General features: G+C 41.9%; 11 protein-coding genes. 4 read left to right on the top strand and 7 right to left on the bottom strand.

Annotation, left to right across the window (positions count from 1 at the left end; all coding sequences use genetic code 11):
- Positions 1-193 precede the first annotated feature (193 nt).
- The 5 genes from AC59JO_RS12040 to AC59JO_RS12020 form a co-directional block, all read right to left on the bottom strand.
- Entirely contained in the window at positions 194-2,152 is a 1,959-nt protein-coding gene (locus AC59JO_RS12040) for a M1 family metallopeptidase (protein ID WP_497305541.1), read from the bottom strand.
- A gap of 189 nt (positions 2,153-2,341) precedes the next feature.
- Positions 2,342-3,604 (bottom strand): anthranilate synthase component I family protein, encoded by a 1,263-nt coding sequence (locus AC59JO_RS12035; protein ID WP_413666431.1) that lies wholly within the window; start codon positions 3,602-3,604, stop codon positions 2,342-2,344.
- 173 nt (positions 3,605-3,777) lie between these two features.
- On the bottom strand, positions 3,778-5,055 hold the full coding sequence (locus AC59JO_RS12030) for an adenylosuccinate synthase (protein ID WP_497305539.1): 1,278 nt from the start codon (positions 5,053-5,055) through the stop codon (positions 3,778-3,780).
- Positions 5,056-5,101: 46 nt separating this feature from the next.
- Positions 5,102-5,569, bottom strand: coding sequence for a Fur family transcriptional regulator (locus AC59JO_RS12025; protein WP_112567234.1), 468 nt, complete (start codon positions 5,567-5,569; stop codon positions 5,102-5,104).
- Between the two features lie 134 nt (positions 5,570-5,703).
- Entirely contained in the window at positions 5,704-7,926 is a 2,223-nt protein-coding gene (locus tag AC59JO_RS12020) for a RelA/SpoT family protein (RefSeq protein ID WP_091222197.1), read from the bottom strand.
- Between the two features lie 109 nt (positions 7,927-8,035).
- On the opposite strand from AC59JO_RS12020, the gene AC59JO_RS12015 reads away from it, so the two are divergent.
- Genes AC59JO_RS12015 through bshB1 form a run of 3 tightly spaced genes read left to right on the top strand, consistent with a single transcriptional unit; the run spans position 8,036 to position 9,900 of the window.
- On the top strand, positions 8,036-8,650 hold the full coding sequence (locus AC59JO_RS12015; RefSeq protein ID WP_274987065.1) for a DUF4294 domain-containing protein: 615 nt from the start codon (positions 8,036-8,038) through the stop codon (positions 8,648-8,650).
- Positions 8,651-8,654: 4 nt separating this feature from the next.
- Entirely contained in the window at positions 8,655-9,161 is a 507-nt protein-coding gene (locus tag AC59JO_RS12010) for a glutathione peroxidase (RefSeq protein WP_413666429.1), read from the top strand.
- A gap of 13 nt (positions 9,162-9,174) precedes the next feature.
- Entirely contained in the window at positions 9,175-9,900 is a 726-nt protein-coding gene (gene bshB1 / locus AC59JO_RS12005) for a bacillithiol biosynthesis deacetylase BshB1 (RefSeq protein WP_413666428.1), read from the top strand.
- A gap of 99 nt (positions 9,901-9,999) precedes the next feature.
- Here the strand turns inward: bshB1 and AC59JO_RS12000 are convergent, their stop codons facing one another.
- Both AC59JO_RS12000 and lat read right to left on the bottom strand, forming a co-directional pair.
- Complete coding sequence (locus AC59JO_RS12000) at positions 10,000-10,437, bottom strand: hypothetical protein (protein WP_413666427.1); 438 nt, start codon at positions 10,435-10,437, stop codon at positions 10,000-10,002.
- Positions 10,438-10,660: 223 nt separating this feature from the next.
- Entirely contained in the window at positions 10,661-11,992 is a 1,332-nt protein-coding gene (gene lat, locus AC59JO_RS11995) for an L-lysine 6-transaminase (RefSeq protein ID WP_497305535.1), read from the bottom strand.
- 333 nt (positions 11,993-12,325) lie between these two features.
- On the opposite strand from lat, the gene AC59JO_RS11990 reads away from it, so the two are divergent.
- Complete coding sequence (locus tag AC59JO_RS11990; protein ID WP_413666425.1) at positions 12,326-14,365, top strand: PAS domain S-box protein; 2,040 nt, start codon at positions 12,326-12,328, stop codon at positions 14,363-14,365.
- The last annotated feature ends 11 nt before the right edge of the window (positions 14,366-14,376 follow it).

Below are 14,376 nucleotides of genomic sequence, written 5' to 3'. Positions count from 1 at the left end.
GCGCGAGACCCTGATGGGACAAAAAGTTGTAGTCGATAGCCTCATGAGACCCTCTGTCATTTCGACGAGGAACGAGGAGAAATCTTGTACGCGCCGCAATAACGTTATGCAGGGCGTATAAGATTTCTCTTTCGCCCCAACGCATATTTCCCCGCACGCTCTATCGAAATGACATTTTATGGTACTAAATAGTCTATTTCTTCACCTCGTAACCATTATTGCTCCTATCCACATCCGGATAGATCTTGTCCGGATCGATAATAACTTTAGCGACAGCCGCTTTTTTATCACCGGTAAAAGTATAGACATTGCTATACTCCCAAATCTCTACCGGAAATTCGCGATGCTCCTTTGAGCCGTCGGTATAGGTTATCTCAACGATCAAAGGCATAGCTGCTTTTTCCATGTTTTCAATCGTGATAGCAGGTTGAGTAATTGTCGAGCTTTCTACTTTGGTTATCTTTTGATCGAGGCGATAATTTTCGAGAAACATAGATTTCCAGAACCAGGTTAAATCCTCCCCTGCCGAACTATCTATGCTTCTGAAAAAGTCCCAGGGTGTTGGGTGTTTATATGCCCAGTCACGGATGTACTTTCTGAAAGCGCGGTCAAAACGCTCCGGGCCTAAAATCTGATTACGTAAAAGGGCAAGGGAATAAGCCACTTTTTGATACTGCAGCGGATATACCTGGTTGCCCGGCAAAGCGTCGGGGCGGGTAACAATAGGCAGCAGCTTTTCCGAAAACAAGGAATCGAGCGGGCTATCGATCTCAACATAGCCTATAAACTCGCTTTTGTTAAAAGCTTTGACAGCTATTTTATCAATAAACATATTGAAGCCCTCATCCATCCAGGCGTACTTACGTTCATTGCTACCTACTACCATCGGGAACCAGGTATGCCCCAACTCATGGTTTACCACAGCAAAATACATATTGCCGGTATCTTTCGCCGAGCAAAAAACCATACCGGGGTACTCCATTCCATCTAAATTTGAGGCTACGTTAACCGCTTTATTGTAAGGATAAGGAAACCACTTTTCTGAAAAGTGCTGCAAGGTAAATTTGATATATTCAGATGAACGTTTCCAACTGTTTTGCTTCTCTGATTCTATAGGGTACAACGAACTGCCTGTAACCCTTTTACCATTAAAAAGGTTAAAGCTTTCCATTTCCCAAACAAACGACCGTGAGGCAGTCCAGGCAAAATCCCTTGAATTATCCAGTTTAAATTTCCAGGTGCAGGTAGTCTTTGCAGGTCGTGACGATGGATCGGTTACTTCTTTTGCCGATCTAATCTGCACCGGCACATCACTTTGTTTAGCGGCCTGCCAACGCTTCAGCGCGGTTGGTGTTAGTACCTCCTCAGGATTAAGTAAGTCGCCTGAACTTTCAACAATAAGTCCCGATGGTACCGTAATGTTTATCCTGAAATTGCCATACTCCAGGTAAAACTCGCCATTGCCCAAATATGGCAGCGTGTTCCATCCTTCTATATCATCCAATACACACATCCTCGGGTACCATTGCGCAACTGCATAAATATTGCCATTTTTTGTAGGTAGGATATCGGTACGGTTAACCAAGAAGTCGGCATTTTTATAATTTACCGGGAAGTTGTACCGGTAACGGATACTGAAACTGATGGCCTGTCCGCTTAAAAGTGGCTGCACCAGCTCAAGCTGCATCCGGGTATCGTAAATATGATATTTAATATTTCCTCCTTTGTTGCCTGCAAGCTGCACGCCTTCTATCTGGTACCCGCCGTCGGGAGTATTTTTTTCAGGATCCTGGTAAAGGAATAATTTGGATTGGATGCCCCGCGAATCTTTTTTAAACACATTTTGCTCCAACTGCAGCCACAACGCTGAAAGGGCTTTGGGGCTATTATTGGTATAAGTAATGGTTGCAGTAGCGGTAATTACATTGGTTTTATCATCAAGCGCTACGTCAATTGCATAATCGGCCTTGTTTTGCCAGTAAGCAGGGCCTGGTTCGCCGATGGCTGCACGGTATGAATTGCCCGGAGGTAATAACGGTTGCGCGGGGAACAGATCAGAAGGGCGGTATTTTGTTTGGGCAAGGGTTAGGCCGCTAATAAATAACAACAGGGTAACGAGGATCAGTTTTATGTTTTGTAGGGGTTTTGACATAATGACAATTAAAAGAGCAAGTGTTTAAAAATTCCACTGCTCAATATAATGAAAATTGATGATCTGTAAAGTGTCTTTTGTAGAGGCGCATCACATGCGTCTCCCATAGGACAAGCATTATTAGGCAATTAATCTATTCGTAGTCTGCATGCGAAAGACGCATGTGATGCGTCTCTACAGAGAAAACTGCTATCCTCCCAAAACCTGCATCACCGCAGCAGCTTTCAACAAACATTCTTCATACTCATTTTCGGCAATTGCGTGGTAAGTAATGGCTCCTCCGGCATGGAACGAAAGGTAATTGTTAGCAGAATTATAAAGTAATGAGCGAATAACTACGTTAAAATCAAAATCATCATCCGAACTAAAATAGCCTATAGCACCGGAATATACACCACGCTTGCTACGCTCATATTGCTCCATCAGCTGCATGCAACTTACTTTAGGGGCACCGGTCATGCTGCCCATCGGGAAGGTATTTTTGATAGCCTGCACATTTGAAAGGCCTTCCTGTATTTCGCAAACTACGGTAGAGATCATTTGATGTACCTGCTTAAAACTGTAAATGCCAAACAGTTCTTCGGTTTTTACCGTACCGGGTTTAGCCGATCGGGTAAGATCGTTGCGCACGAGGTCGACCACCATTACATTCTCCTGTAACTCCTTAGGATGGTTGCGCAGGGTTTGTTTAGCTTGCTCATCGGCATTAATATCGTCAAGTCTTTTGGCAGTTCCTTTTATGGGTTGCGATATAAGCTTACTTCCCCTCTTTGCCAAAAAGCGTTCGGGCGACGCGCCAAGAATATAATTACCGTTCCATTTGAAAAACGTAGAGAATGGATTAGGCGAAACTTCGTTCAGCTTTGTGAAAATCTCCAGCGGCTCAAGGGCTACATCCTCTGCAAAAAACTCCTGGCAAAAGTTGGTTACATAAATATCGCCACGGGTGATGTGCTCTTTTATCCTGTTTACCGTATCAATGTATTCCTGTCTGCTAAAGCGTGGTTTTAGATTGATAACAGATGGCTGGGCAGACCTGACTAAACTCCTCTCATTTATTGCTTTTATAAGCAGTTCGGGGTTATCTGAGATGATCTCTACCTTATCTTCTTTTATCAAAATAAGATGTTCGGGAACAAAGAAATGCAGATCAGGGAATTTTAAACCATCGTGATTAGCAGATGTAAGCGCTTCTATTTCATTTTTAAGATCATAACCCAGGAAACCCACCATCCAGCCAGGGTTGTTTTTCCTAAACTCATCAAGGCTATCAAAAGCGTTACCTGCATTTGCAGTAAGTTCGGCATGGGAACCGGTCGCTATCAATGTATCAAACCTGGAATAGGGATCATTAAATCCATTCGAATCAAGGTAACACAGTGTTTCAAAAGTTGCAGCCCATTGCAACGCTTTTTCCCTGAATCCCGGCAGATCATTAACCTGTATTATCACCCTGCAAAAATAACCAAGTAAATGAAATTAGATTGGTTTAATGTTAATCGATTTGTATTGGCGGTTTCGTTTCGTGGAGACACGAAACGGTGAGGTTGAGGTAAATGAAAGAGGCCGGTATTACCCGGCCTCTTATTATCATCCAGTTTTCCGTGTCTCCACGGAGAACATTATTAATGTAATGTTAAAGTCTGTTTCCTGTCCGGCCCTACTGATAAATATTTCACCGGTACACCAAGTTCAGCTTCAAGGTAATCAATGTATGATTGCAATTTTGCCGGGATCTCAGATAATTCAGTAATACCTGTCAGGTCTTCGTTCCAGCCCTCAATTTCCTTATATACCGGCTCAGGTTTTACCGAGCAAATATCGTAAGGCATGTAATCAATCTGCTCTCCTAAATAGTTATAGTGAGTAGCAGCATAGATCTTTTCAAAACCGCTCAAAACATCAGCCTTGGTCATTACCAGTTGGGTAACGCCGTTAAGCATGATAGCATATTTTAAAGCGGGAAGATCGATCCATCCGGTACGGCGCGGCCTGCCTGTGGTTGCGCCAAATTCATGACCTACTTTACGTAATTCTTCACCGGTTTCGTTTTCCAGTTCGGTTGGGAACGGACCACCGCCTACACGGGTACAGTAAGCTTTAAAAATACCGATCACTTCACCAATTTGCTGGGGGGCAATACCTAAACCGGTACAAGCACCTGCAGCGGTAGTATTTGATGAAGTTACAAACGGATATGAACCAAAGTCGATATCAAGCATAGCGCCCTGAGCACCTTCGGCTAATATCTTTTTGCCATCTTTAATATAGCTGTTAACCAAATGTTCAGAATCAACCAGCGGGAACTGACGCAACACGTCAAGCGCTTCAAAAAATAATGTTTCACGCTCTGAAAAATCAGCTACTTCGCCGTAAAGCTGTTGCAGCATAGATACGTGTTTATCAACCAGTTTCTGGTAACGCTCTTTAAAATCGGGCAGGGTGATATCACCAATACGTAAACCGTTACGACCGGTTTTATCCATATACGTTGGACCGATACCTTTTAAGGTTGAACCAATTTTGCCTTCGCCCATCTTTTTTTCGTTGGCTGCATCAAGCAATTGGTGTGTTGGTAATATCAGGTGTGCTTTTTTAGCAATTAAAAGGTTCTTTTTTGCCAGCAGGTCATGCCCGGCGTCTTTTAATTTATCCAGTTCTTTTTTCAGGGTGATAGGATCAATCACCACACCGTTACCGATAAGGTTGATGGTGTTTTCAAAAAATATACCTGAAGGAATGGTGTTTAAAACAAACTTTTTACCGTCGAACTCCAAAGTGTGACCAGCATTTGGCCCGCCCTGGAAACGTGCTATCAGGTCATAACCTGCACTAAGCACATCAACAATTTTTCCTTTTCCTTCATCGCCCCACTGGAGGCCTAATAATACGTCAACAGCCATTAATTTATCGTAAGTTCAAGAATATGTGTTATGAAAGGGGGCAAAGTTAAATTTTTCTGTCACAAAAACCCTCTCTTAATTTGGTACAATTACCATAAAGATTTAAAGAGTGGTGTTTGATGTCAAATTTCAATATATCGCCCATCATACTCTGGATCTGCTGAATGCGGGGATCGCAAAACTCAACCACTTTTCCACAGTCAATGCAGATGATGTGGTCATGCTGTTTGTAGCCGTATGATTTTTCGAACTGGGCCATGTTTTTGCCAAACTGGTGTTTAGTAACCAGATCGCACGAAACCAATAGCTCAAGCGTGTTGTAAACCGTTGCACGGCTAACACGGTATTTTTTATTTTTCATGTGGATATACAACGACTCCACATCAAAGTGATCTGTACGGGAATATATCTCTTCGAGTATAGCAAAACGTTCAGGGGTTTTCCTGAGATTCTTATTTTCGAGGTAAGCCTCAAAAATTTTTTTAACCATTGGTATGGTATCCTGCTGTGACATAATGATGTATTAACGGGGCAAAGTTATTAATAATTTGTTAAGTGGTGAGTGGTTGATTATGTGAATGGTTGATTATGTTGACTTTCATTGCATAAAGCAACTACTCACCTAATCAACTCAATCAACTACTCACTTCACGACGCTTTTTCGATAGCCGAATCAAAACGGTTAACTGCTGTAACGCCTTTTACTTGTTTTAGGTTTTTAATCAGGGTGTCCAAATGACTGGTGTCGTTAACATATAACATCAGCGACCCTTCAAATATACCATTATCGCTGTCAACTGTTATAGATCTGATGTTTATTTTAAAATCATTTGATATTACGGTGGTAAGCTTGTTGATTAATCCAACCTCATCAATACCGGTAATACGCAGGCCTGTAAGGAAAGCAAGCTCCTGCTGGTTTGTCCAGCGGGCCTTTACTATCCTGTATCCGTAGTTGGCCATTAATTTGGCGGCATTAGGGCAATTGGTACGGTGAATTTTTATACCATCGCTCACGGTAACAAAGCCAAATACGTCATCACCGGGGATAGGATTGCAGCAATTGGCCAGCTTGTAATCAATCTTCTGCATATCCTCGCCAATGAGCAGTATATCACTGTCTTTAGCCTTGATATTTTTGATGAGATTTTGAACCTGTTCCTGGTCAATTTTATCCTGCGGCTTGTTATCAATTACTTTTTCGGATGCCTGGTACTCTTTCAGGTCCTTCATATCAATAATGCCTTTGGCAACATTGTAAAAAAGATCCTGGGTGGCCTGTAGCTTAAAGAAGTAGCTGATCTTTTGCAGGTTTTCGGAATTGTAAGTGATCTTGAGCGATTTCATTTTACGCTCCAGGATCTCCTTACCATCTTCAGCAATTTTGCGCTTCTCCTCTTTTAAAGCTGATTTGATCTTGGCTTTAGCTTTAGCAGTAACCACAAAATTAAGCCAGTCTTCCTTAGGCGTTTGCTTGCTTGAGGTTATGATCTCCACCTGGTCACCGTTTTGCAGCTTATAACTTAGCGGCACCAGTTTGTGGTTCACTTTAGCGCCGATACAACTTGCACCTACATCGGTATGGATCTCGAAGGCAAAATCGAGCGCTGTGGCATTTAACGGCAACTGGATCAGGGCGCCTTTAGGGGTAAAGATGAAAATCTCATCGCTGAAGAGGTTCATCTTAAAGTCGTCGATAAAGTCGAGCGCGTTGGTATCCGGGTTTTTGAGCATCTCGCGCACCTTGTGTACCCATTGGTCAAGACCACTGTCTGTACTGGCCTCTTTGTATTTCCAGTGTGCGGCAAAACCTTTCTCGGCAATCTCATTCATACGCTTGGTGCGGATCTGCACTTCAACCCATTGTCCGCGCGGACCCATCACCGTGGTATGCAATGACTCATAACCATTGGCTTTAGGCGATGAGATCCAGTCGCGCAGCCTGTCGGGATTTGGGCGGTACTGGTCGGTTACTATCGAGTAGGCTTTCCAGCAGTCGGCCTTTTCATGTTCGGGGGCACTATCCAATATGATCCGGATAGCAAAAAGATCGTACACCTCTTCAAAAGGTATCGATTTCTTTTTCATCTTATTCCAGATGGAATGGATGGATTTAGGCCTGCCAAATGTATCGGCCTCAAGCCCCTGGCTTTGTAATGATTTATTGATAGGCTCGATAAAATCACGGATAAAGCGCTCGCGTTCGGCCTTTTTTTCGTTCAGTTTATTTTTGATGAACTGGTAGGTTTCACGTTCCATGTATTTCATGGAAAGATCCTCCAGTTCAGATTTTATAGCGTACAAACCCAAACGATGGGCAAGCGGCGCATACAGGTAAACCGTTTCTGACGATAATTTCAACTGCTTGTCCCTGGGCATAAATTCCATGGTACGCATATTATGCAGCCTGTCGGCAAGCTTGATCAATATCACCCTTACATCATCGGCAAGGGTAAGCAGCATTTTGCGGAAATTTTCGGCCTGTAATGAGCTGTTGGTATCAAATACACCAGATATTTTGGTAAGGCCATCAATAATTTTGGCAACCTTTTTACCAAACTCCATCTCAATTTCATCAAGCGTCATGTTGGTATCTTCAACCACATCATGCAGCAGGGCACACACTATTGAGGTGGTGCCCAGGCCAATTTCTTCGGCGGCTATCTGGGCAACAGCAATAGGATGGTATATATAGGGTTCACCGCTTTTACGGCGCATATCCTTATGGCTTTCAAGGGCCATATCAAATGCCTTGCGTATCATGCGTTTATCGCCCTTTTGCAGGGTTGATTTACAGGCACGCAATAAAGCACGGTATCTTTTTAGTATCTCGTTCTTCTCGGCTTCCAGGTCTATCACTAAGTCTTTCATGTACGGGGTATTAGCGGTATTCAATCATAAACATGCAGCAAATAAATATTATTGCAGGTATTAGTAAAATACCAAAAAAAATTACATTATTTTTGTATTAAGTAAAAATATGAAATTTATTGGTTTTACGCTGCTGTTATGTTGCTTAATGGGTGCTGCAAAGGCCCAAACAGCTACGCCTGCACCTGTAACCCTTGGTAAAAATGATACCATCAGAACAGCCATGACCAACCTTGACGGTGAGCTTGTACCATGGATAGTTGAGCCGGAGGTTAGAATTGTAGATACCCGTATTTTTGCAAGCGAAGCCGACAGGCTAAATTACCGTCGTTTGCGCTACAATGTAATGAAAGTACTGCCATATGCACGTTTTGCAGGGCAAAGATACCGCCAGTTACAGCGAGACCTTGCCGTTACTGCCGACAGAAAAAAACAAAAGGAATTAGTAAGCACCTGTGAGGGTGAAATAAAAAACCTGTTTAATAAGGAAATCAAGAACCTGACAATTAGTCAGGGAGAGGTTTTAATTAAGCTTATCGACCGCGAAACCGGGCAAACCAGCTTTGCTATGGTTAAAGAATTAAAGGGCGGTTTTAAAGCTTTCATGTTCCAGTCGGTAGCGAGCATATTTGGTCATAACCTCAAAGAAACTTACGACCCGGAAGAACAGAAGGATATCGAGGCCATATTAAACCAGGCCGGGTATAATTCATACAGCAATTAGTTTAATGGATAATAAAAGTATTTACCAGTTTAACGTTAAAATGTTAAACGGTGAAGAGATCAGTCTTTCTGAATATAAAAACAAAGTTCTTTTAATTGTAAATACAGCATCGCAATGCGGCTTTACACCCCAGTTAAAAGAACTGGCAGCCTTAAAAGCCGGGCTTGCCGGCAAGGATTTTGAAATCCTCGCATTCCCCTCAAATGATTTTGGAGGCCAGGAACCTTTGGATGGCGAAGCTATTGCTGTTTTTTGCGAAAACTTTGGCGCTAATTATCCCATATTTGAAAAGATACGGGTACGTGGCCCTTACGCTGATCCCTTGTATCAATTTTTTGCCGATAAAAAAGAGAACGGAAATGTGCGCTCGGTTCCGCGCTGGAACTTCCACAAGTTTTTGATAGATAAGGAGGGGCATGTGGTTGATTTTTACTATCCTTTTACTAAGCCCAACTCATCAAAAATCAGGCGAAAGATTGACCGCCTGCTGACAGCGGCGTCTGACCAATGAATTACTTTTGCGCATGCTTAAATTAGATATATTAGTTTTATCTGTACACCCCGATGATGCTGAATTAGGTTGTGCCGGTACAATTTTAAAACATATTGCCCTTGGCTATAAGGTTGGTATTGTTGACCTTACCCGTGGTGAGCTGGGCACCCGTGGCTCTGCCGAAATCCGTAAACAGGAAGCCGCTGCTGCTGCCGAAATATTGGGCTTAGCCGTACGTGAAAACCTTGGTCTGCCCGATGCTTTTTTTGAAAACACCCGCGAGCACCAGGTAAAAGTTATTGAAGCAATCCGGAAATTTCGCCCGTCTATTGTGATAACCAACGCATACCATGACCGCCACCCCGACCATGGCCGCGCCAATGAGCTTGTAGAAGCTGCAGCATTTTTAGCAGGTTTGCGCAAAATAGAAACATTTGATGCTGATGGCCTGCCACAAGAAGCATGGCGGCCGGATATGGTATTGCATTTTATACAGGATAATTATATAACCCCTGATATATTAATTGACGTAACAGAGCACTGGGATAAAAAAATAGAAAGTATCTATGCTTACGGATCACAGTTTTATAACCCAAGCTGGGAAGGCGAACCGCAAACCTATATTTCAACGCCCGATTTTATTGAAATAGTTACCGGCCGTGCACGCGAGTTTGGCAAAAGTATCCAGGCAAAATATGCCGAAGGTTTTACCAGCAGAAAGATTTTAGGGGTAGATAATTTATTTAATCTTAAATAATATTATATTAACTATAAATTACATATACATAAAATCAATTAAATAGAAAAGGAGCCTGGTTTTCAGGCTCCTTTTCTATTTAAGCAAGTATAATGATACTTATGCCCTAATATATTCAAAGCGGTTATTTTCATTACTTCTCTCTCTCCTTAGCTTATTTTCATTGGCTAATTTGAGGAGGATGCCCGACAACTCAGATGTTTTAAAATCAGAGTCGTATTGTTCTTTACAATAGTTGGCAATTGATGAAATAGAACGCTGGCTATCAAAAAAATCGGTATTTAACAATTGATTAAGTATTTTAGTAGCACCGGGTTTCTTACGTCCCGAAATAACTCCGCCTTCATCTTCAATACGTAATTTCCTTGTTTTTTTACCAAACATTTCAACACCTTCGGCATCTACTTTCTCCGATTCGATCATAACTTCCAGTAAACGGTCGATGATCCGGACCTGCACAGCCTCCGATTTGAATGAGTTTACAACCTCGGCTACTTCAACCAGTTGTTTCTTTAATTTCTCTATGTGTTTGCTCATGGTGTTTGAAATAGAACTACGTCACTTTAATAGGGTTGCAACAAATCTAACTGGAATAATAACAAAAAATATAGCGTATTTTGGAAAAAAAGTAGCGTATTTTAATATCTTTTGTTTTTTACAAATAATAGATGCAGTTTTTGCCTTATTAAATATTAGTTAATTCTATCCGCTCCATGACCGGATTTAGCTATAGCCGGGATTGACTTTCTTTACTTTTTTGTTAAAAAGTGGTTGAGATCTGCTCAAGCATCTCTAAACCAATATCAATATGGCTTTTTTCAATGATCAGCGCAGGGCGGAAACGCACGCTCCTTTCGCCGCAGCCAAGGTACATAATATTATTATCAAAACCTTTTTTAATAAAACTATCTCTTGTTGTTTTATCCGGAAAATCAAAAGCTGTGAGCAGTCCCTTTCCTCGTACATTACTTACAACCGGATGGCGTTCAGCAATTTCACCTAAGCCATTTTGCAGGTATTCTCCCATCACCGCGGCGTTATCACAAAGGTTATCCTCTTCAATAATTTCCATTATTTTAGACGAGCGCACCATATCAACCAGGCTGCCGCCCCAGGTTGAATTTATGCGCGATGATACTTTAAACACATTATCTTCAACCTCGTCAATGCGCCGGCCGGCTAATATGCCGCAAACCTGCATCTTTTTGCCAAAGGCAATAATATCGGGGCGGGCCTTTTCACCAAAATGTTCGTGGCACCAGAATTTGCCGGTTAAACCAACGCCCGTTTGCACCTCATCATATACCAGCAATGCTTCATACTCATCGGCAAGCTCGCGCAGTTTTTCTAAAAACTCTTTACGTACGTGATTATCACCTCCTTCTGATTGTACAGGTTCAATTATTATGGCGCATATATCATCCTTATTATCTTCAAATGCCTTCCTGATCTGTGCTACCGATAATTGTTCCCTTCTTAACAAATCTTCGTGGTTAGCATCACTGTATGGGAAGTTCATATAAGGTACCGATACCCGCGGCCAGTCAAACTTGGCAAACCACTTGGTTTTATTGGGTAATGTATTGGTAAGGCTCAGGGTATAACCCGAGCGGCCATGAAAAGCGTGCTCAAAATGCAATACTTTAAAACCTTTTTCTTTGGTATATCCCCTGGCAAAGTTCTTCTGCACTTTCCAATCCATCGCTACTTTAAGCGCATTTTCAATAGCCAGTGCACCACCTGCTATAAAAAAAGCGTGCGGCAGATATTCCGGGATGCCTATTCTGTCAAACGTTTCAACAAACTGGGCGTATTGCGTTGTGTAGATATCTGAATTTGACGGATTGGTTAAAGCCGCAAGCATGAGGTTTTTCTTAAACTCTTCATCATTCAGCATTTTGGGATGATTGTAGCCCAAAGGCACGGAAGCAAAACAGGTAAAAAAGTCAAGCAGCGTGCGGTTATATTTTGCGTCATAAATATAAACACCCTTACTTTTTTCCATATCAAAAGTGAGGTCGAAGCCATCGGCCAGTACATGCTTTTGAAGCGAAGCCTGGACATCCTGCGGAGAAACAAGTAGGTTGTACATATCAATTGGGTTTATTACAAATTTAACAAAAACCGCTTAAAATCAAAATTTAAGCGGTTTTTAAACCGATTGACCAAAAAGTAACTTTAAACAATTTAAAGTTACTTTTTGTACCAAACTTAAAACCGGTACACTTGTTTTAATCATAACATTCTTAAAAAACAATATGTGAAAATTGCTTTTTCTGCCGGTCATAATTAAAATCATTTGATGCATAAGCTTTACTCATGCTGTTATACCTTAATAAATTTTTCTTTTTAATTAATTTGACACCGGTTGAATATTTTAATACTAAATTCGTAGCGGATACAACCAAAGGGTGTATTAATAATTATGGGAGAGAAACCATTATCTGCCAATAAGCCAATGTCCGCCCCATCACCAAACTCCGGTGAGCTTACAAGCTGGGATTTGCTTGAGGACCTGCCTGTTGCTGTTTATACCTGTAATAAGGAAGGTTATATAACCTCCTATAATAAGGCGGCGGTAAAACTTTGGGGTAAAACACCCGAACCGCAAATAGATAAATGGTATGTAAACTGGGAGATATTTAATCCAGACGGTACCCCATTATTACCAGACGAGACACCGGCCGGGAGAGTGCTAAAATACGGAAAGCCTATAAAGCAGCAGGAAATACTTATAAAACGCCCCGATGGAAGTATAAGCAATATATTATCCAATCCTAAGCCCCGCTTTAATGAAAAAGGCGAACTAACGGGCGCCGCTAATACACTGATAGATATTACCGAACAAAAAAATGCCGAAGCAAAACAAGGCATGCTGGCATCTATCATTGAATCATCTGAAGATGCCATTGTAAGCAAAGACCTCAATGGCATTATTACCAGTTGGAACCATGCAGCACAACGTTTATTTGGTTATACCGAAGATGAAATTATAGGCAAACATATCACCATTTTGATCCCTGAAGACCGCTATGATGAAGAAGAAGTAATCATTAGTAAAATACGGGCCAACGAACGTATAGAACATTTTGAAACCATACGTAAAACAAAAAGCGGCGAGGAAATACAAATCTCGCTCACCATATCCCCAATAAGGAACAGGGCTAACAAGGTAATTGGAGCATCAAAAATAATACGTGATATAGGCAGGCAAAAAAAATCGGAAGAAAGACTGCAGCAATATGCCGAACGATTGGAGATTTTAAATTCAATAGGCCAGGTTATTTCGGCCGAACTGGATATTCAAAGCATCCTGCAAAAAGTTACTGATGCCACTACGCAGTTGTGCGGAGCGCAGTTTGGCGCTTTTTTTCATAACCTGGTTAATGAGCAGGGCGAATCATATACGTTGTTCACACTTTCGGGCGCACCACGTGAGGCATTTGAAAAATTTGGAATGCCGCGCAACACTGCAGTTTTTCACCCCACTTTTAGCGGAGAGGGAACGGTGAGGGTTGATGATATTACCAAAGATCCGCGTTACGGCAAGAATGCACCACATTTCGGCAAGCCCAAGGGGCACCTGCCCGTGATAAGTTACCTGGCTGTGCCAGTAAGAGGTAAATCGGGCGAGGTAATTGGTGGTTTATTTTTTGGACATGAACAACCAGCCAGGTTTACCAAAGAACACGAACATCTTGTTTTAGCTGTTGCAGCCCAGGCAGCGGTAGCCCTTGACAATGCCAAGCTTTACGAAAACATTAAAGAGCTTAATGAAAAAAAAGACGAATTTATAGGCCTTGCAAGCCATGAATTAAAAACCCCGGTTACCAGCCTCAAAGGATACCTGCAGATCATAGCACGCAATTTATCTCCCGATGATAAAAACAAGGTGCTTGCTAACCGGGCGCTGGAACAGGTGGGTAAACTAACCACCCTGATATCGGATTTGCTTGATGTTACTAAAATTCAAACCGGTAAGCTTCCTTTTACCTATGCTAATTTTGATGTGATAAAGCTGATTAACGATTTGAAGGAGATCTTACAGCAAACCGGCCCATCTCATCAACTTATTTTAAATTTACCTGCCCGGGAATTAATTATTCACGCCGATAGCCAGCGTATTGAGCAGGTGATCATCAATCTGGTAACAAACGCTATTAAGTACTCGCCTAAGGCGGATAAAGTGATCATCGAAGCTGTTGTAACCGACAATAAACTCAGGGTATCGGTACAGGATTTTGGTATCGGAATTCAGCCGGATCAACTGGAACGTATTTTTTCGCGCTTTTACCGGGTTGAAAATTTAGCTTCCCATATGTCGGGATTAGGGATAGGCTTATACATATCACAGGAAATAATTAACCGTCACCAGGGCAGGCTTTGGGTTGAAAGTATCTACGGTGCAGGATCAACCTTTTACTTTGAAATCCCAATAAACACGAATGATCGGCATGATGCCTAACAATTAAAACG

The organism is Mucilaginibacter sp. A5337, assembly GCF_059690695.1.
Note: the sequence above shows the minus strand (reverse complement) of the source record. Positions and strands in the feature narration are given on the sequence as shown.